At 55.1% G+C, this 19417-nt stretch carries 19 protein-coding genes; 14 read left to right on the plus strand and 5 right to left on the minus strand.

What is annotated here, in order from left to right:
* Positions 1 to 24: 24 nt before the first annotated feature.
* Positions 25 to 435, plus strand: a complete 411-nt coding sequence (gene psiE / locus L3069_RS01470) for a phosphate-starvation-inducible protein PsiE (RefSeq protein WP_000202963.1) — start codon at positions 25 to 27, stop codon at positions 433 to 435.
* 96 nt (positions 436 to 531) lie between these two features.
* Here psiE and malG read toward each other — a convergent pair whose 3' ends face one another.
* From malG to malE, 3 genes are all read right to left on the minus strand, one after another.
* Complete coding sequence (gene malG / locus L3069_RS01475; RefSeq protein ID WP_003860332.1) at positions 532 to 1422, minus strand: maltose ABC transporter permease MalG; 891 nt, start codon at positions 1420 to 1422, stop codon at positions 532 to 534.
* 14 nt (positions 1423 to 1436) lie between these two features.
* Positions 1437 to 2981 carry a maltose ABC transporter permease MalF gene (gene malF, locus L3069_RS01480; protein ID WP_038415066.1) on the minus strand — a complete coding sequence of 515 codons (1545 nt, stop codon included), beginning with the start codon at positions 2979 to 2981 and terminating at the stop codon, positions 1437 to 1439.
* Positions 2982 to 3102: 121 nt separating this feature from the next.
* Positions 3103 to 4293 (minus strand): maltose/maltodextrin ABC transporter substrate-binding protein MalE, encoded by a 1191-nt coding sequence (malE, locus tag L3069_RS01485; RefSeq protein WP_022646733.1) that lies wholly within the window; start codon positions 4291 to 4293, stop codon positions 3103 to 3105.
* A gap of 371 nt (positions 4294 to 4664) precedes the next feature.
* Here malE and malK point away from each other — a divergent pair, with 371 nt between their 5' ends.
* The 5 genes from malK (at position 4665) to ubiA (ending at position 9786) form a co-directional block, all read left to right on the plus strand.
* The gene (malK, locus tag L3069_RS01490; protein ID WP_003860329.1) at positions 4665 to 5774 is read left to right on the plus strand and encodes a maltose/maltodextrin ABC transporter ATP-binding protein MalK; all 1110 of its coding nucleotides are present in this window, start codon (positions 4665 to 4667) and stop codon (positions 5772 to 5774) included.
* Between the two features lie 42 nt (positions 5775 to 5816).
* On the plus strand, positions 5817 to 7184 hold the full coding sequence (locus tag L3069_RS01495; protein WP_038416970.1) for a maltoporin: 1368 nt from the start codon (positions 5817 to 5819) through the stop codon (positions 7182 to 7184).
* A 111-nt stretch (positions 7185 to 7295) separates the two neighbouring features.
* Positions 7296 to 8234, plus strand: a complete 939-nt coding sequence (gene malM, locus L3069_RS01500; RefSeq protein WP_022646735.1) for a maltose operon protein MalM — start codon at positions 7296 to 7298, stop codon at positions 8232 to 8234.
* A 172-nt stretch (positions 8235 to 8406) separates the two neighbouring features.
* A complete protein-coding gene (gene ubiC / locus L3069_RS01505; RefSeq protein ID WP_022646736.1) occupies positions 8407 to 8904 on the plus strand; it encodes a chorismate lyase in 498 nt (165 codons plus the stop codon).
* Between the two features lie 12 nt (positions 8905 to 8916).
* The gene (gene ubiA / locus L3069_RS01510) at positions 8917 to 9786 is read left to right on the plus strand and encodes a 4-hydroxybenzoate octaprenyltransferase (protein ID WP_022646737.1); all 870 of its coding nucleotides are present in this window, start codon (positions 8917 to 8919) and stop codon (positions 9784 to 9786) included.
* A gap of 89 nt (positions 9787 to 9875) precedes the next feature.
* Here ubiA and plsB read toward each other — a convergent pair whose 3' ends face one another.
* Positions 9876 to 12296: a glycerol-3-phosphate 1-O-acyltransferase PlsB gene (plsB, locus tag L3069_RS01515; RefSeq protein ID WP_022646738.1), complete on the minus strand. Its 2421-nt coding sequence runs from the start codon at positions 12294 to 12296 to the stop codon at positions 9876 to 9878.
* A gap of 154 nt (positions 12297 to 12450) precedes the next feature.
* Here plsB and L3069_RS01520 point away from each other — a divergent pair, with 154 nt between their 5' ends.
* The 4 genes from L3069_RS01520 to L3069_RS01535 all read left to right on the plus strand — a co-directional run bounded on the left by L3069_RS01520 (position 12451) and on the right by L3069_RS01535 (position 15266).
* Positions 12451 to 12819 (plus strand): diacylglycerol kinase, encoded by a 369-nt coding sequence (locus L3069_RS01520; protein WP_038415067.1) that lies wholly within the window; start codon positions 12451 to 12453, stop codon positions 12817 to 12819.
* A gap of 108 nt (positions 12820 to 12927) precedes the next feature.
* Entirely contained in the window at positions 12928 to 13536 is a 609-nt protein-coding gene (gene lexA / locus L3069_RS01525; RefSeq protein WP_003860318.1) for a transcriptional repressor LexA, read from the plus strand.
* Between the two features lie 63 nt (positions 13537 to 13599).
* Positions 13600 to 14937 (plus strand): MATE family efflux transporter DinF, encoded by a 1338-nt coding sequence (dinF, locus tag L3069_RS01530; protein WP_022646740.1) that lies wholly within the window; start codon positions 13600 to 13602, stop codon positions 14935 to 14937.
* Between the two features lie 119 nt (positions 14938 to 15056).
* Complete coding sequence (locus tag L3069_RS01535) at positions 15057 to 15266, plus strand: CsbD family protein (protein WP_003860314.1); 210 nt, start codon at positions 15057 to 15059, stop codon at positions 15264 to 15266.
* 47 nt (positions 15267 to 15313) lie between these two features.
* Here L3069_RS01535 and zur read toward each other — a convergent pair whose 3' ends face one another.
* A complete protein-coding gene (zur, locus tag L3069_RS01540; protein WP_006810484.1) occupies positions 15314 to 15826 on the minus strand; it encodes a zinc uptake transcriptional repressor Zur in 513 nt (170 codons plus the stop codon).
* 117 nt (positions 15827 to 15943) lie between these two features.
* On the opposite strand from zur, the gene L3069_RS01545 reads away from it, so the two are divergent.
* From L3069_RS01545 to pspG, 4 genes are all read left to right on the plus strand, one after another.
* Positions 15944 to 16432 carry a cupin domain-containing protein gene (locus L3069_RS01545; protein WP_022646741.1) on the plus strand — a complete coding sequence of 163 codons (489 nt, stop codon included), beginning with the start codon at positions 15944 to 15946 and terminating at the stop codon, positions 16430 to 16432.
* A 192-nt stretch (positions 16433 to 16624) separates the two neighbouring features.
* Positions 16625 to 17911, plus strand: a complete 1287-nt coding sequence (traF, locus tag L3069_RS01550) for a conjugal transfer protein TraF (RefSeq protein WP_182407727.1) — start codon at positions 16625 to 16627, stop codon at positions 17909 to 17911.
* Between the two features lie 82 nt (positions 17912 to 17993).
* On the plus strand, positions 17994 to 18989 hold the full coding sequence (gene dusA, locus L3069_RS01555; RefSeq protein ID WP_003860304.1) for a tRNA dihydrouridine(20/20a) synthase DusA: 996 nt from the start codon (positions 17994 to 17996) through the stop codon (positions 18987 to 18989).
* Positions 18990 to 19125: 136 nt separating this feature from the next.
* A complete protein-coding gene (gene pspG, locus L3069_RS01560; RefSeq protein ID WP_017382623.1) occupies positions 19126 to 19368 on the plus strand; it encodes an envelope stress response protein PspG in 243 nt (80 codons plus the stop codon).
* Positions 19369 to 19417: the final 49 nt, after the last annotated feature.

Here is a 19417-nt window from a genome sequence, read left to right on the forward strand (position 1 = left end):
TCGCCCTGGAGAATGAGGTGCTGTATGACATCCCTGACTCGTCCGCGTGTTGAGTTTATCTCAACGATACTCCAGACCGTGCTGAACCTCGGTCTGCTGAGCCTTGGCCTGATCCTGGTCGTGTTTCTGGGTAAAGAGACGGTGCATCTGGCGGATGTGCTGTTCGCACCTGAGCAAACCAGCAAATACGCGCTGGTGGAAGGCCTGGTGGTCTACTTTCTCTACTTTGAATTTATCGCCCTGATTGTGAAGTACTTTCAGTCCGGCTTTCACTTCCCGCTGCGCTATTTTGTCTATATTGGCATCACCGCCATTGTGCGGCTGATCATCGTCGATCATAAATCCCCGCTCGACGTGCTGATCTACTCGGCGGCGATCCTGCTGCTGGTGATCACCCTCTGGCTGTGCAACTCAAAGCGGCTGAAACGCGAATAAAAAAAGGGCGCTCCGAAGAGCGCCTAACAACAGTCACAAGTTGGTTCAATACAATACGTCTAAAGTTGAGGGTTGCAGTGGCATAACAGATGAAACTTAACCTTTCACACCGCCCGCCGTCAGGCCGTTGACCAGCCAGCGCTGGGCCAGCAGGAACACCACGGTAATCGGGATGGCAGAGAGTACGGCCGCCGCGGCAAAGTCGCCCCACAGGTAGTTTTGCGGGTTGAGGTATTGCTGCATACCGACGGCCAGGGTGTAGCTGTTCACATCGCGCAGTAACAGAGAGGCGACCGGTACTTCGGTGATCGCCGCGATAAACGACAGGATGAACACCACCGCCAGAATCGGCACCGACAGCGGCAGCAGCACCAGACGGAACGCCTGCCACGGGGTGGCGCCATCCAGCGCGGCGGCTTCTTCCAGTGAACCATCGATGGTTTCGAAATAGCCCTTGATGGTCCACACATGCAGGGCGATGCCGCCAAGATAGGCGAAGATCACGCCGCCGTGGGTGTTCAGGCCGATAAACGGCACGTACTGGCCCAGACGATCAAACAGGGCATACAACGCCACCAGTGACAGCACCGCCGGGAACATCTGGAAAATCAGCATCCCTTTCAGCAGGGTCGCTTTGCCAGGAAAACGCATACGGGCGAAGGCGTAAGCACAGGTGGTGGAGAGCGTCACGATGCCGATGGCAGTGATGGTCGCCACTTTTACCGAGTTCCATAGCCACAGCAGCACCGGGAACGGCGGGGGAGTGACGCGGCCATCCGCGTGTTCCACACTGAAGCCCAGCGCGAGTTTCCAGTGCTCCCAGGAGATTTCATCCGGGATTAGGCTCCCGGTGGCGAAGTTCCCCGAACGCAGGGAGATGGCGATAACCATCAGCAGCGGGAACATGATCGCCGCGATGAAAATCAGCAGGCCTAAGTGCGTCGCGAGGAGGCGCAGTTTCTGAGATTTGGGTTGTACCATTGCCATGTTCAGTGCCCTCCTTAGTCAAATTTCATACGTGTAGCTTTCAGGTTCACGATCGCCAGGGCGCCCACCAGCAGGAAGATCAGGGTGGCAATCGCCGCCGCCAGTCCGAAGTCCTGGCCACCGCCGCCTTCGAAGGCGATACGGTAGGTGTAGCTAACGAGCAGGTCGGTATAGCCTGCCGGCGTGGTGGTGCCGAGACGGTCCGGACCGCCGTTGGTCAACAGCTGAATCAGCACAAAGTTGTTAAAGTTAAAGGCGAAGCTGGCAATCATCAGCGGCGTCAGCGGCTTAATGAGCAGCGGCAGGGTAATTTTGAAGAAGTTCTGGAACGGACCCGCGCCGTCCATCGCCGAGGCTTCGTACAGGTCATCCGGGATGGCCTTCAGCAGCCCCATGCACAGGATCATCATGTACGGATAACCGAGCCAGGTGTTCACGATGATAATCATCGTGCGAGCGGTGGTCGGGTCGCTGAACCAGGCCGGTTTGATGCCGAACAGCGCGCTCAGCATCATGTTGATTTCACCGAAGCTCTGGTTAAACAACCCTTTGAAAATCAGAATCGAGATGAACGACGGCACGGCGTACGGCAGAATCAGCAGCACGCGGTAAATCGCTTTTCCTTTCAGGGACTCCCACTGAACGAGACAGGCCAGCACCATGCCCACGGCCACGGTCAGGATCACGGTCAGGATGGAGAAGACTACCGTCCAGACGAAGATGGCGAAGAACGGTTTCTGGATGCCTTCGTCGGTAAACACGCGGGTAAAGTTATCCCAGCCGATGGTAACGGTATAGCCCGGGCTGAGCTTGTCGTCGCCCCAGCTGCCGTCGGCATTCACCGACTGATAGAAACCGATATCGTTGTTCGGGCGGTATTTTACGCCGCTCTGGTTGTTGGTCAGCGTGCCGTCATCCGCCAGAGTATAAAGCGGCTGCGTGCCGGAAAACTGGCGCAGCGAGCTCATGGTTACTTTGCTGTCATCGGGCAGCACAGCGGTGAGCTGGGTCAGCGCCTGGCGATTTTGAGTGATGATACGCAGGTTGGCACGTTCACCTTCTGGCAGGGCCGCGGCCTCTTTTAAGACCAGCTTCTGCTCGCCGCCAAATTTGAACGCGTCGGAAAGATAGTTTTTGCCGCTCTCACCGTCAGTGAGCGCTAACTTCCATTCATCTCCCGCAGGATACAGGCCGAAGTTAAAGGTTTTACCCGCCTGATAAGAACGATCCAGAAGCACCTGGGTGGCACGCTCCTGCGCGAGCTGGTTGGTGCTGCTGTAGTTAGTAAAGGCAATCGCGATGGTGCAGATCAGCGGAAAGAGGACAAACAGCCCCATCCCGGCAACACCGGGGTAGACATAGCGCCAGGCATACGCTTTACGGTTGGCGAAAATATACAGGCCAACCGAGCTTAAAATCAGCGTCATGATGGCAAAAAGGTATTCCCCTTGCACGTACATTAAAACAACAAGGTAACCCACCAGCAGACACAGCAGACCTATCACTGACCACTTCAGTGCGTCGCTTTGCCACCAGCGTTTCTTTTTAATGACATCCATGGGGTTCTTCCTCTACAACGGTGGAAACTTATCGTCAGGTGGCGCTGCGCTTACCTGACCTACGGATCGTGCCGTAGTCGTAGGGCGGGTAAGCGCACGCGCCACCCGCCGTTTTTCAGACTTACTTAGTAATACGACCCTGAGCATCTTTCAGCGCGGCATCAACAGTCTGGCGACCGCTTGCCGCGTTGATGACGGCGGTACGGGTGGCGTACCAGAACGCAGCCATCTGTGGGATGTTCGGCATGATTTCGCCTTTCTGGGCGTTATCCATGGTGGCCGCAATGCGTGGATCTTTCGCTAACTGATCCTGGAAGGATTTCAGCGCAACGGCGCCCAGCGGTTTGTCCTTGTTCACTTCATCCAGACCCTGATCGGTCAGCAGGTAGTTTTCGAGGAACTCTTTCGCCAGCTCTTTGTTCGGGCTGGCGGCGTTGATACCCGCGCTCAGCACGCCAACAAACGGTTTAGACGGCTTGCCGTTGAAGGTTGGCAGCAGGGTCACGCCGTAGTTGACTTTGCTCTTGTCGATGTTGGTCCAGGCCCACGGACCGTTGATGGTCATCGCGGTTTCGCCTTTGTTGAACGCCGCTTCCGCGATGGAGTAGTCGGTATCCGCGTTCATGTGTTTGTTCTTAATCAGGTCAACCAGGAAGGTCAGGCCTTTTTTCGCGCCCGCGTTGTCCACGCCCACGTCTTTCACGTCATATTTGCCGTTTTCAAACTTGAACGCGTAGCCGCCGTCGGCAGCAATCAGCGGCCAGGTGAAGTACGGCTCTTGCAGGTTGAACATCAGAGCGGATTTACCTTTCGCCTTCAGCTCTTTATCCAGAGCAGGGATCTCTTCCCAGGTTTTCGGTGGATTTGGCACCAGGTCTTTGTTGTAAATCAGTGACAGGGCTTCAACCGCGATTGGGTAAGCGATCAGCTTGCCGTTATAGCGAACGGCGTCCCAGGTGAACGGGAACAGTTTGTCCTGGAAGGCTTTGTCTGGCGTGACTTCTGCCAGCAGGCCAGACTGCGCGTAGCCCCCGAAACGGTCATGCGCCCAGAAGATAATGTCCGGACCATCGCCGGTTGCCGCAACCTGCGGGAACTTCTCTTCCAGTTTGTCCGGGTGTTCTACGGTGACTTTGATACCGGTGTCTTTCTCGAATTTTTTGCCCACTTCGGCCAGACCGTTATAGCCCTTGTCGCCGTTAATCCAGATAACCAGCTTACCTTCTTCAATTTTGGCGAGAGCCGGTGCGGAAATCATCATTGCTGCGAGGGCGGACAATGCGAAAACGCGTGCGCCAGTCTTGATCTTCATATCTGCCATCCTTTATTGGTGATGTGCTCGTGGATACATAAGGTGGTTCAACGTGACTCAGTCTCCTTATTTGACATCCTCTTTCCATCCTCCCAGTCCCTACGCCCCACCCCCTGTTTGTGTGATCCCTGTAACATAAATTTAAGTTATGAGTGCTGGCGCACATAAAAACCCACTGAATTTTGCAGGCCGCTTCACGATTTTCGCCTCAGCCCCTCCGCTGCGGTCGCAGAGCCTGCTCTCTCATCCTCCCGCCTCCTCCCCCATAAAAAAGCCGGGGGGTGGAGGATTCACGAAAGTAATGGAACACGCATAGTGAACTTATCTTGAATGTTTCTGTCGGTGACAGGTTGTAACGAAGGGAGAAGGGCATGGCGAGCGTACAGCTGCGTAATGTAACGAAAGCCTGGGGCGACGTTGTGGTGTCAAAAGACATCAATCTGGACATCCACGAAGGTGAGTTTGTGGTGTTCGTTGGTCCATCAGGCTGTGGTAAATCTACTCTGCTGCGTATGATTGCCGGTCTTGAAACCATCACCAGTGGCGATTTATTTATTGGTGATACCCGAATGAACGACATCCCGCCAGCTGAACGCGGCGTGGGCATGGTGTTCCAGTCTTATGCGCTTTATCCGCATCTTTCCGTTGCCGAGAACATGTCCTTTGGCCTGAAGCTGGCCGGCGCGAAAAAAGAGACCATTAACCAGCGCGTCACCCAGGTGGCGGAAGTGCTCCAGCTGGCACATCTGCTGGAGCGTAAACCGAAGGCGCTCTCCGGTGGTCAGCGTCAGCGTGTGGCGATCGGCCGTACGCTGGTGGCCGAGCCGCGCGTGTTCCTGCTCGATGAACCTCTCTCTAACCTGGATGCCGCCCTGCGCGTCCAGATGCGTATCGAAATCTCCCGTCTGCACAAGCGTCTTGGACGCACGATGATTTACGTCACCCACGATCAGGTCGAAGCGATGACGCTGGCCGACAAAATCGTGGTACTGGACGCCGGTCGCGTGGCGCAGGTGGGCAAACCGCTGGAGCTGTATCACTACCCGGCAGACCGCTTTGTTGCGGGCTTCATTGGCTCGCCAAAGATGAACTTCCTGCCCGTAAAAGTGACCGCGACGGCAATCGAACAGGTACAGGTGGAGCTGCCAAACCGTCAGCAAGTCTGGCTGCCGGTCGACAGCGCCAATGTACAGGTGGGGGCCAATATGTCCCTCGGTATCCGCCCTGAGCATTTACTGCCGAGCCACATCGCTGATGTGACGCTGGAAGGTGAAGTTCAGGTCGTCGAACAGCTTGGTCACGAAACACAGATTCATATCCAGATCCCCGCCATCCGTCAGAACCTGGTCTACCGCCAGAATGACGTGGTGTTGGTAGAAGAGGGTGCCACATTCGCTATCGGTTTGCCGCCAGAGCGTTGCCATCTGTTCCGTGAGGATGGCACTGCATGTCGTCGGTTGCACAAAGAGCCAGGCGTTTAAGCATTCCAATTACAAAGAAAAGCAATGATCTCAGGAGATAGAATAATGATTACTCTGCGCAAACTTCCTTTGGCAGTTGCCGTCGCAGCGGGCGTAATGTCTGCTCAGGCACTGGCAGTGGATTTCCATGGTTATGCTCGTTCTGGTATCGGCTGGACGGGTAGTGGCGGTGAACAACAATGTTTCCAGGCAACAGGCGCACAAAGTAAATACCGTCTCGGTAACGAATGTGAAACCTACGCCGAACTGAAACTGGGCCAGGAAGTGTGGAAAGAAGGCGAAAAGAGCTTCTATTTCGACACCAACGTAGCGTACTCCGTGGCACAGCAGAATGACTGGGAAGGTACCGATCCGGCGTTCCGTGAAGCTAACGTGCAGGGTAAAAACCTGATTGAATGGCTGCCTGGCTCTACCATCTGGGCCGGTAAGCGCTTCTATCAGCGTCATGACGTACACATGATCGACTTCTACTACTGGGATATCTCTGGTCCTGGTGCCGGTATTGAAAACATCGATCTGGGCTTCGGTAAACTGTCTCTGGCAGCGACGCGTTCCCAGGAAGCTGGCGGTTCTTATGCCTTCAGCAGCCAGAACATCTATGACCGTACCAAAGATACCGCGAACGACGTATTTGACGTGCGTTTAGCGGGCCTGGAAACTAACCCGGACGGCGTGCTGGAACTGGGTGTGGATTATGGCCGCGCGAACACGACCGACGGCTATGATCTTGCCGACGGCGCGTCGAAAGATGGCTGGATGTTCACCGCTGAACATACCCAGAGCATGCTGAAAGGCTATAACAAGTTTGTGCTGCAGTATGCGATGGACTCAATGACCACGCAGGGTAAAGGTCTGAGCCAGGGTTCCTATGGTTCTTCCAGCTTTACCATCACGAATCCTGATGGCACGACGACCAACTACGCCAACGATGTGATTAATAACAACGGCAGCCTCTGGCGCATTCTGGACCACGGTGCAATCACCCTGGCCGACAAGTGGGACCTGATGTATGTCGGTATGTACCAGAAACTCGACATGGATGATAACCAGGGGAGTGACTGGTGGACCGTGGGTGTACGTCCGATGTACAAATGGACGCCAATCATGAGCACCCTGCTGGAAGTGGGCTACGACAACGTCAAATCCCAGGAAACCGGCGATCGCAACAGCCAGTACAAAATCACCCTGGCGCAACAGTGGCAGGCTGGCGACAGCATCTGGTCTCGTCCGGCCATCCGTGTCTTCGCAACCTACGCGAAGTGGGATGAGAAATGGGGCTACGCGAAGAACGGTAACGGCGATGCCACCCGTTACGCGATCTCTGACTCCACCGGTAACGGTCGATTCTCTACCAGCCGCGGCGATGACGATGAGTTCTCCTTCGGCGCCCAGATGGAAATCTGGTGGTAACCGCATCCTGATCTGACGATGTAATCTGGGGGGCGAAAGCCCCTCAATTCCTGAGGTACTGCGCGCTATTGCCTGGCCACCGCAGTGCTTACGCTTTCTGAGGTGATAACAATGAAAATGAAGAAAAATCTCGTCGCGCTGTGCCTGTCAGCGGGTCTGCTGGCCTGTGTGCCTGGCGTCACGCTCGCTGACGTCAATTATGTACCGCAGAATACCAGCGCAGCGCCTGCCATTCCGACAGCCGCTCTACAGCAATTAACCTGGACGCCGGTGGATCAGTCCAAAACGCAGAGCACACAGCTTGCGACAGGTGGCCAACAGCTCAATGTGGCTGGCATTACCGGGCCGGTAGCCGCCTATAGCGTACCGGCTAATATCGGTGAGCTAACGTTGACTTTATCCAGTGAAGTTAACAAACAGACCAGCGTTTTTGCGCCGAACGTTCTGATCCTCGATCAGAACATGACGCCTTCCGCCTATTTCCCCAGCAGCTATTTTACCTATCAAGAGCCGGGTGTAATGAGCGCGGACCGCCTGGAAGGGGTAATGCGTCTGACCCCGGCGCTCGGGCAGCAAAAGCTCTACGTACTGGTCTTCACCACTGAAAAAGATTTGCAGCAAACCACCACTCTGCTCGATCCGGCAAAAGCCTATGCCAAAGGGGTTGGTAACGCCATTCCCGATATTCCCGATCCGATTGCGCGCCATACCACCGACGGCCTGCTTAAGCTGAAGGTGAAAACCAACAGCAGCTCCAGCGTACTCGTAGGCCCACTGTTTGGCTCATCTGGCCCGGGTCCGGTAACGGTGGGTAATACTGCCGCGCCTGTGTATGCCGCGCCAGCCGCAGCACCAGCCGCAGCCCCGGCCCCGGCGAAAAAAGCCGAGCCGGTGCTTAACGATACTGAAACTTACTTTAACAACGCCATCAAGCAGGCAGTTAAAAACGGCGATGTCGATAAAGCGCTGAAACTGCTTGATGAAGCCGAGCGTTTAGGTTCAACCACTGCCCGTTCCACCTTTATCAGCAGTGTAAAAGGCAAGGGGTAACCGTCTCCCCACAGTGCTGATTTTGTTAGTCGTTTGGTGCGCCTTCGCGGGCGCACTTTTTTTGGCTAAGTTGCACCTTTGTTGCGATAGTGATCGTTAAATTCTGTTTGTCCGTCCTCATTTTGCCAATCTGCGATACAATGCTTTTACGTTATGTATCGGAGAGTCTGGCATGTCACACCCCGCGCTAACGCAGCTGCGTGCGCTACGCTATTTCGACCACATCCCTGCGCTTGACCCGGAACAGCTGGACTGGCTGCTGCTGGAAGATTCCATGACAAAACGTTTTGAGCAACAGGGTAAAACGGTCACGGTGACGATGATTCAGGAAGGGTTTGTCTCGCCTGCGGAGATTGCCAGCGAGCTGCCGCTGCTGCCGCAGGAAGAACGCTACTGGCTGCGTGAAATTTTACTCTGTGCGGATGGCGAGCCGTGGCTTGCCGGGCGAACGGTGGTTCCTGAGTCTACACTTTCCGGGCCGGAGCTGGCACTGCAACGCCTCGGCAAAACGCCGCTGGGGCGATATCTGTTCACCTCGTCTGAACTGACCCGTGATTTTATTGAAATTGGTTGCGATGCCGATTTGTGGGGGCGCCGTTCCCGCCTTCGTTTGAGTGGCAAGCCGTTAATACTGACGGAACTCTTTTTGCCTGCATCGCCGTTGTATTAAGAGGGAGAAAAAATGGAGTGGAGTCTGACGCAGAATAAGCTGCTGGCCTATCACCGCCTGATGCGTACTGATAAACCCATTGGCGCGCTGCTGCTGCTGTGGCCGACCTTATGGGCGTTGTGGGTTGCCACGCCGGGCGTACCGCCGCTGTGGATCCTGGCGGTGTTTGTGGCGGGTGTCTGGCTGATGCGCGCTGCGGGCTGTGTGGTCAACGACTATGCTGACCGGAAATTTGATGGACATGTTAAGCGCACCGCGAATCGTCCTTTGCCGAGCGGTCAGGTGACCGGGAAAGAGGCGCGCATCCTGTTTGTGGTGCTGGTGCTTCTCTCTTTCATGCTGGTGTTAACCCTTAACACCATGACCATTCTGCTGTCCGTCGCTGCTCTGGCGCTGGCCTGGGTCTACCCATTTATGAAGCGATACACCCATCTGCCGCAGGTGGTATTGGGTGCGGCATTTGGCTGGTCGATTCCCATGGCGTTTGCCGCGGTCAGCGAGTCCGTTCCGCTCAGCTGCTGGCTGATGTTCCTGGCGAATATTCTCTGGGCCGTTGCGTACGATACCCAATACGCGATGGTCGATCGCGATGACGATCTCAAGATTGGCATCAAATCGACAGCGATCCTGTTTGGCCGTCACGACAAACTGATCATCGGCATATTGCAGGTGGCGGTGCTGGCGTTGATGGTGGCGATTGGTCGCCTGAACGGGCTGAACTGGGAGTTTTACTGGTCCGTGCTGGTGGCGGGTCTGCTGTTTGCGTATCAGCAGAAGCTGATCGTGAAGCGCGAGCGTGAAGCCTGCTTTAAAGCGTTTCTGAATAATAACTACGTCGGGCTGGTGCTGTTTATGGGGCTGGCGATGAGTTACTGGTCATAAAAAAACCGGGTGGCGGCTTCGCCTTACCCGGCCTACGATTTAGCAGAACATGTAGGCCGGGTAAGCGTTAGCGCCACCCGGCTTTAACATCACTCGCCCTGCGTCGAACTCTCAATCGTTAAACGCACATCCGCGGTAATCAGCTCTGCCAGCATCTGGTAAACCTTCATCGTCTCTTCCGGCTCAGCATCGCCCGTATCGCTAATGTAACCTTCGTCGCGCAGCGTCAGCACCAGGGAGCTGAATACCGCTTTGTCGAAGAATTCCGGGGCGTTAATGCCATGCAGAACGGACAGGCGCTGGGCCAGCGTCCGACTCTCTTTTTCCAGCGTACCGCGGTTGATTGACGGGTTAGCACTCAATAACCAGAAGGTAATGGCGTAGCGCTGCAACGTCTCACGCGCACCGGAAGCCAGGAGCTGCAAGGTTCGGGAACGTGACGGATTGATATGCAGTTCGTCATCACTGATGGTAATCAGCCCCTGACGACGCATCTCTGCGGACATTTTATCGAGCTCTGCCGCCAGCTCATCGTTACTCCAGCGCAGGAACAGCTCCGCTTTCAGCATCGGATAGATGGCCTGAATATGGCGCAGCAGCTCCTGACGCGAAATACGGCGGTGCTGGGTAATAATGGCTGCCATCAGTGACGGCAGCATCAGCATGTGCGTGATGTTATTACGGTAGTAGGTCATCAGCACGGCCTGCTCGCGCGGCAGAATGATGATGTCACCAATCGTATCTTTCTCGACTTCGAACTTGTTCATCTGCAACGCGTGATCGATCAGTTCGCTGGCGGTGGCAGACGGCACGGTCGAATCCACGGAATACGGCACGTTGCGCATGATATCCAGATAGCAATCAATCTGCTCGGTCAGCTGCTCGCGAGTCAGTGAACGCTGGCGAGAGGCCAGAAGCGCGGTACAACACAGGTTCATGGCGTTTGCCGCACCAGCATTGTTGATGCGTACCATCAGCTCGGATGCAATGCCGTTGACCGTTGGCGTCAGCCAGGCCGGACGTACCGCTTCGATAGGATCAATAGACTCGCGCCACTCCGGAACATGATGGTTCAGATACGTCATCAGCGGCAGGGGCTCACCAAAGTTCACGTAGCCCTGGCCGAGATTGCGCAATTTACTCAGACCACGCAGCATCTGCGGCAGACTCTCTTTCTCTTTGGTCGCACCGCGCAGCTCTTTCGCGTAGGTGCCCACTTCCATCACGTGTTCATAACCGATGTAAATAGGCACCAGCGTAATAGGACGCGTACCGCCACGCAGCATGGCCTGAATGGTCATCGACAGCGTGCCGGTCTTCGGATCGAGCAGACGACCGGTACGGGAGCGACCGCCTTCAACAAAGTACTCCACGGAATAACCGCGGCTGAACAGCTCGCCCAGATACTCCCTGAAAACGGTGGAGTAGAGCTTGTTACCCTTGAAGGTACGACGAATGAAGAACGCACCCAGACGGCGGAAAATCGGACCTGCTGGCCAGAAGTTCAGGTTGATACCGGCAGCAATATGCGGCGGCACCAGGCCCTGGTGATAGAGCACGTAAGAGAGCAGCAGGTAGTCCATGTGGCTGCGGTGGCAGGGCACATAGACAATCTCGTGGCCGTCGTGTGCTAACTGACGCACGCGCTCGGCGTTGTGGACGTTAATCCCCTGATAGAGGCGGTTCCACGTGAAACCGAGAATACGGTCGGAGAGACGAATCATCTCGTAGGAGAAGTTCGCGGCGATCTCTTCCATCAGCGCGATTGCGTTCTGCTGCGCTTTCTCGTGCGAAATCTTCTTGCTGCGCGCTTCGTCTTCTACGGCACGGGCAATCGCTTTGGAAGCCAGCAGCTTGTTAAACAGATCCTGACGCGCCGGGAGACGTGGCCCAACGGCCGCCAGACGCTGACGTGCAAAGTGCATACGCGCAACGCGCGCCAGCTTTTGCGCAATGATTTTGTCAGTACCGTGTTCATCCGCCATGCGGCGCAGTGAAACGGAAGGCGAGAAGCGAACAAAGCTGTCGCGTCCCAGCCATGAGACGGCGAAGAATTTCTGAATGCCGTTGAGCATACGCAGCGGCGGGTTCTCTTCCCCTTTTTCACGCCCCGGACGACGGCCAAACATCACCGACACCGGCACCATCTGCACGTCCAGATCGGGGTTGCTGCGGTGCAGATCGAGGTAATCATGGAACAGCTTAATGGACTCTTCTTTCGGCGTGTAATAGGTGAACACGCGCGGTCCGCCATGGATGAACACGTAGCGCGGCAGCAGCGTACCGTCGACTTCCAGCGGTTCAAGCGGGTCAGGTAAATCGTGCGCCAGACATTGAGCGCGAAGCGTTAGCAGGTCTGCCTTCGAGTTATAAGGCAAAACGTACATAATAGGGCGCGACGTATCGAGCCCTAATTCCAGCGCAGGTTCTGCTGGGATAGACTTACTTTTTACCAGTACGCTTAATGGTAAATTAAGTAATTTGTAGTAAATTCGTGGCCAGCCGGACATAAACGATGTAAAGCCTCTGGTTAATAATGCAATTGCGGCGCAAGGATAACAGAAAGCGCGCAAAATTTCTGTTGTTACCCGTCATACTTCAGGTCGCAGCAAAACGCGCTGCGGCTTTAGTTACTGACGCTATTTATCATAAAAGGTTCTTTTAATGGCCAATAATACCACTGGGTTAACTCGAATCATTAAAGCTGCCGGTTATTCATGGAAAGGTTTCCGCGCCGCATGGGTTAATGAAGCCGCTTTCCGCCAGGAAGCGGTTGCCGCGTTCGTTGCCGTTGTCATCGCCTGCTTCCTTGATGTTGATGCTATCACCCGCGTACTGCTCATCGGATCTGTCCTTCTGGTGATGATAGTGGAAATTCTGAATAGCGCTATTGAGGCCGTTGTTGACCGAATCGGGTCGGAATTCCATGAACTGTCTGGCCGGGCGAAAGACATGGGTTCCGCTGCCGTACTGCTGTCGATTATCACGGCGGCGATCACCTGGGTCACGCTACTTTGGTCGCATTTCCGATGAGCCTCGAGGAATAATTAAGTCCCTGGTTTTTTGTGCAGTTTTTGGTTCCAAAATCGCCTTTGACTGTATATACTCACAGCATAACTGTATATACACCCAGGGGGCGGTATGAAAGCGTTAACGACCAGGCAGCAAGAGGTGTTTGATCTCATTCGGGATCATATCGGCCAGACGGGTATGCCACCCACGCGTGCAGAAATTGCGCAGCGTCTGGGCTTCCGTTCTCCTAATGCTGCCGAAGAGCACCTTAAGGCGCTTGCGCGTAAGGGCGTGATTGAGATTGTTTCCGGCGCCTCACGCGGCATCCGTCTGCTGGTGGAAGAAGAGAGCGGTATTCCGCTGGTGGGTCGCGTAGCCGCAGGTGAACCTCTGCTGGCGCAACAGCACATCGAAGGGCACTATCAGGTTGACCCAGGCATGTTCAAGCCGAGCGCCGATTTCCTGCTGCGCGTTAGCGGAATGTCCATGAAAGATATTGGTATTCTGGATGGCGATCTGCTGGCGGTACACAAAACGCAGGACGTGCGTAACGGGCAAGTCGTGGTGGCGCGCATTGATGATGAAGTGACGGTTAAGCGCCTGAAAAAACAAGGCAATACCGTGCAGCTTCTGCCTGAAAACAATGAATTCTCCCCGATTGTGGTGGATCTCCGCGAGCAGAGCTTCTCTATTGAAGGGCTGGCGGTCGGCGTTATCCGCAACGGTGAATGGCTGTAATCTCTTCCTGACAGGCTGTAGTTCCTCTACAGCCTGGCCTGTTTTCTGATTCCGGTAATTTCCATGGCATTGCTAACTTCTGCCGATAAGGCGTTGTGGCGTCTTGCGCTACCGATGATTTTTTCCAATATTACCGTTCCTCTGCTGGGGCTGGTGGATACGGCAGTTATCGGGCATCTCGATTCGCCGATTTACCTGGGCGGCGTCGCGATCGGCGCAACGGCGACCAGCTTCCTCTTTATGCTGCTACTTTTTCTGCGCATGAGTACGACAGGCCTGACGGCCCAGGCGTATGGTGCAAAAGATCCCCTGCGTCTGGCGCGTGCGCTGGTTCAGCCGCTCATTCTGGCGTTCGGTGCTGGCGCGTTAATCGTTCTGTTGCGTACGCCGCTGATTGATCTTGCGCTCCATATTGTAGGCGGCAGCGATGCCGTACTGGAACAAGCCCGGCGGTTCCTCGAAATTCGCTGGCTCAGCGCGCCCGCTTCACTGGCAAACCTGGTCCTTCTGGGCTGGCTGCTGGGCGTGCAGTACGCCCGCGCGCCAGTGATCCTGCTGGTGGTGGGCAACCTGCTTAACATTGTGCTCGATCTCTGGCTGGTGATGGGACTGCACATGAACGTCCGGGGCGCGGCGCTGGCTACGGCAATTGCCGAGTACGGGACTCTGCTGATCGGTTTGGGGATGGTCTGGCGCGTGCTGGCGATGCGCGGTATCACCCTGGATCTGCTGAAATCGGCCTGGCGCGGCAATATGCGTAAGCTGCTGGCGCTTAATCGCGACATCATGCTCCGTTCGCTCCTGCTGCAACTCTGCTTCGGCGCATTAACCGTTTTTGGTGCGCGTCTTGGGCCTGAGATCGTCGCCGTCAACGCAGTGCTCATGACGTTACTGACCTTTACCGCTTACGCGCTGGATGGTTTTGCTTACGCCGTTGAGGCGCATTCAGGGCAGGCTTATGGCGCGCGTGAAAGCGGCCAGTTACGCGAAGTCTGGCGTGCTGCCTGTCGTCAGGCGGGTCTGGTGGCGCTGGTCTTTGCTCTGGTTTACGCCTGTTTTGGTGGGCATATTGTCGCGCTTCTCACCTCGTTGCCCGCGCTACGTGAGCTGGCCGATCGCTACATCCTCTGGCAGGTCGTATTACCGGTGGTGGGTGTGTGGTGCTATTTGCTGGACGGCATGTTTATTGGTGCGACGCGAGGTGCGGAGATGCGCAACAGCATGGCCGTCGCTGCGGCGGGGTTCGGCCTGACGCTGCTGACCTTGCCGTATCTCGGCAATCATGGTCTGTGGCTCGCGCTGGCGGTGTTTCTCTCACTGCGTGGCCTTTCGCTGGCCGTTATCTGGCGTCGTCACTGGCGAAACAATACCTGGTTTCCAGCCCCGCACGATATATCGTAACGGTTAAAGATTCCGAATATAAAAATAAATGCCGAATCCTTAACTACAATAATAATCACGTCCAGCAGAATAGAACGAAGCGGACGACACTCATAGACGCTTAACACGAGGACACGATTATGAATAAAGACGAAATCGGCGGCAACTGGAAGCAATTCAAAGGTAAAGCGAAAGAACAGTGGGGTAAGCTGACAGATGACGATATGACCGTCATTGAAGGTAAGCGCGATCAGCTGGTAGGTAAAATCCAGGAGCGCTACGGTTATGAAAAAGATCAGGCGGAAAACGAAGTCAAAGACTGGGAAACCCGTAACGACTACCGCTGGTAACCGGCACTATCCCCAAGGGCGGCTCTGAGCCGCCTTTTTCTTTGGCCTTAACGCGGCTTTTTCTTCACCAGGATAGAGTGATCGTGCTGACAGGCATCCTGATGACGGCATGACTCCACCTCCACGCAGGCAGAACATAAGCCGTGGGCTTCGATCACGTTATGGCGCAGCGCAAAGCCCATTCTGGCTGCCAGCGTATGCATAATATCTTCCACACCTTCCGCACACTCTTCCTTCACCACGCCACAGCGATCGCAGATAAACATGGCGGACGTGTGAGTAGGCTGGTCAAAAAGATGGCACAGCACATAGCTGTTTGTTGATTCCACTTTATGCACAAACCCTTGCTCCAGCAGAAAATCCAGCGCCCGATAGACGGTCGGCGGTTTTGCCTGCGGCTCGCTTTCACGCAGCAGGTCGAGCAGATCGTAAGCGCTGATGGCACCCTGTTGCAGGCTCATCAGACGCAGTACCTCAAGGCGCTGCGGGGTCAGGCGCACATTGCGTTGCGCACAGAGCTTTTCAGCTTGCGCTAACAGCTCTTTTGTGGACTTGTCCATCGGGCACCTCGGATGTGGTAAGGGGTGAAAACCCTCACTTTATCATGTTCTGCTAAAAACACCGAGATCCGCCGGGCTGTGCTATACCTGACGCATCGCAAATGGGGAGAATGCATGATGAAAAGACCTGACTGTATTCGGCACTGGCGGGACGTGGAAGGCGCCGATGACGCAACGTATCCGGACAGCAATGAACGGTTTTCTATTGGCGCGCCGCTGGCCCGCAAGCTGGGTCTCGGCCGCATTGGTATTCACCATGAACGGCTGCCGCCCGGACGCCGTACTTCTTATCCGCATGCGGAAAGCGACGAAGAGGAGTTTGTTTACGTTCTGGAGGGTTACCCTGAGGCCTGGATCAATGGTTATCTGTGGAAGCTTGAACCCGGAGACAGCGTGGGATTTCCTGCCGGCACGGGGGTGTGCCATACCTTTATCAACAACACCGATGAAGAGGTGCGCTTACTGGTGGTGGGTGAGGCTAATAAAAAACATAACCGCATCTACTATCCCCTCAATCCGGTGTATGCCGTGACGCGCGAAGACCACTGGGTAGACCATCCGCCTCAGTTTTTTGGCCCGCACGATGGAAAACCTGGGCGAAAATAATTTCCTCTTCTATAAATATTGATGGTCGTCACACATTAGAACAGGCCGGGATGGAATTTAACTTAGGGAAATAGCGGGTCTTTTTGTACTTATTCACAGCAATAGTTCGTTCCTGTTTGGGTGATAACAGACAGGGTTAACTAATAACAAACTATTTACGAGCACACTGTGAAAAAACATTTTAAATTTTCGATGGTTAGCATTGCTGTCTCCTTTTTTATGGCAAATCAGGCGGGAGCAGCCAATACCTGGACGGAAGCGCGTAGTGACGCAATGGGCGGCACGGGCGTGGCAGCAGGCAGCTATGGCAGCGGGGCGTTAATCAACCCCGCGTTACTGGCAAAATCTAAGCCCGAGGATGATGTGACGGTCATTTTGCCGTCCGTTGGCGTGCAGGTGACCGATGAAGACAATCTTCAGGACGAGATTGATACCATTAACGATAAAATCAATCATTACAAGGACGTGGTTGATAGTCTGACCCCCATTGATATCATCACGGATCCATTAGGTTCGATCAATCAGTTCCAGGGCGCAGCGAAAGATCTCGCTGATGAGCTGGACTACCTGAAAGGCAAAACCGCACACGCCACCGCAGGGGCGGGGATTGCCGTCAGTATCCCTAACGATGTCCTTTCCGTGGCCTTTATGGCAAAAGGCTATGCACATGGCCGCGTCAGCTCTTCAATCGATCAGCAGGACATTGATTATCTGCGCGGTATACAACGAAGCGATGCGGTGGCTGCCGGTGTGGCGCTGGATGCCGCGCTAAACGGTTCCGATCAGATCACCAAAAACCTTAACTCTACGGCGTCTGGTCGGGCGGCGATTGTGTCCGACTACGGTATTGCGGTAGCCCGTCAGTTCGATCTTGGCGGCGTTCCGGTTTCCGTTGGCGTCACGCCGAAGCTGCAAAAAACCTGGCTCTATAACTACACTACCTCAATCTACGATTACGACAGTAATAAGTGGAACGACAGCCGCTACCGTACCGACGACACTGGCTTCAACGTCGATGCCGGTATTGCTGCTGATTTCGGTGAAAACTGGACGGTCGGCGTGAGCGGGCAAAACCTGATGTCGCGCGATATCGATACCAAAGATATCCGCATTCGCAACGGGCGCACAGGAGAGGTAGTGAGTTATAAAGACACCTATCAGATCCGTCCGCTGGTCACTGCCGGGGCCGCCTGGCATAACGATCTGGTCACGCTTACCGCAGACGGCGATCTGACCGAAACCAAGGGCTTTAAAAGCGAAGACACCTCCCAGTACGTTGGCGTCGGTGCCGAAGTCACGCCACTGAGCTGGCTGGCAGTACGCGCCGGTTATCGTGCGGATATGAAAGGGAACGACAGCAACGTCTTTACCGGCGGTGTCGGTTTCGCGCCGTTCAACGCCGTCCACGTTGACCTGATGGGGCTTTATGGCGAAGACGAGACCTGGGGCGCAGGGGCACAGTTGAGCATGACGTTCTAAAGTCCACCGGAGGCGCTGCGCCTCCGGCTTTTCTTTGTGCTATAGTAGCGCCCCTTTTCCACCAGATGCTTAAAACTTCGCCATGTCGTCAGAATTCCAGACCGCTTTCCCTGCACACCGTTTTTCCATTGCGCCAATGCTCGACTGGACGGACAGACATTGCCGCTATTTCCTGCGTCAGCTCTCCCGCCATACGCTGCTATACACCGAAATGGTCACTACCGGCGCAATTATTCACGGCAAAGGCGACTATCTGGCGTACAGCGAAGAGGAGCATCCGGTTGCGCTGCAACTCGGTGGCAGCGATCCGGCTGCGCTGGCGCAGTGCGCGAAGCTGGCCGAAGAACGCGGCTATGACGAGATTAACCTCAACGTCGGTTGTCCGTCCGACCGTGTGCAAAACGGCATGTTCGGCGCGTGTCTGATGGGAAATGCGCACCTGGTGGCGGACTGCATCAAAGCGATGCGCGACGTCGTCTCTATCCCGGTCACGGTCAAAACCCGTATCGGCATAGACGACCAGGACAGCTATGAGTTTCTGTGTGATTTCATCAACACGGTATCAGGGAAGGGTGAATGCGAGATGTTTATCATCCACGCCCGTAAAGCCTGGCTCTCAGGCCTCAGCCCGAAAGAAAACCGCGAGATCCCGCCGCTGGACTACCCGCGCGTGTACCAGCTGAAACGCGACTTCCCACACCTGACCATGTCGATCAATGGCGGTATTAAGTCGCTGGACGAGGCCAAAGCGCACCTCGAACATATGGATGGCGTGATGGTCGGACGCGAGGCGTATCAGAATCCGGGCATTCTGGCGACGGTTGACCGGGAAATCTTTGGCGTTGAGGGTGCTGACACCGATCCCGTGGCCGTAGTGCGCGCCATGTATCCGTACATTGAGCGCGAGCTGAGTCATGGTACGTATCTGGGCCACATTACCCGCCATATGCTTGGCCTGTTCCAGGGCATTCCTGGTGCGCGTCAGTGGCGTCGTTATCTCAGCGAGAACGCGCATAAAGCCGGTGCGGATATTGAGGTACTGGAACACGCGCTGCGTCTGGTTGCGGATAAACGTTAAATTTCGCTAAAAGATGGTCAAATACGCCACGCCCTGCAACACATTGCGGGGCGTTTTGCTTTCAGAACAACAACTTATTTTTGGCATGATTCTTGTAATGATCGCAGCATCATTCGGGAACTCGTGGGAGAGCACCATGCTGGAACTACTTTTTGTGATTGGCTTCTTTATCATGCTGATGGTCACGGGCGTGTCGCTGCTCGGTATTCTGGCCGCGCTCGTTGTGGCCACGGTGGTGATGTTTGTCGGCGGATTATTTGCCCTGACGATTAAACTCTTGCCGTGGTTACTTCTGGCGATTGCGGTGGTATGGGCCATACGGGCGATTAAATCACCAAAACTGCCGACTTATCAGCGTAATAACCGCTTCCGTTACTAAGGTATTGAGGGGTACGTCACATACCTGCAACTTTTCCGGCAGCAATCTT

The sequence above is a fragment of the Enterobacter cloacae complex sp. ECL411 genome (assembly GCF_021869665.1).
Classification (GTDB): domain Bacteria; phylum Pseudomonadota; class Gammaproteobacteria; order Enterobacterales; family Enterobacteriaceae; genus Enterobacter; species Enterobacter intestinihominis.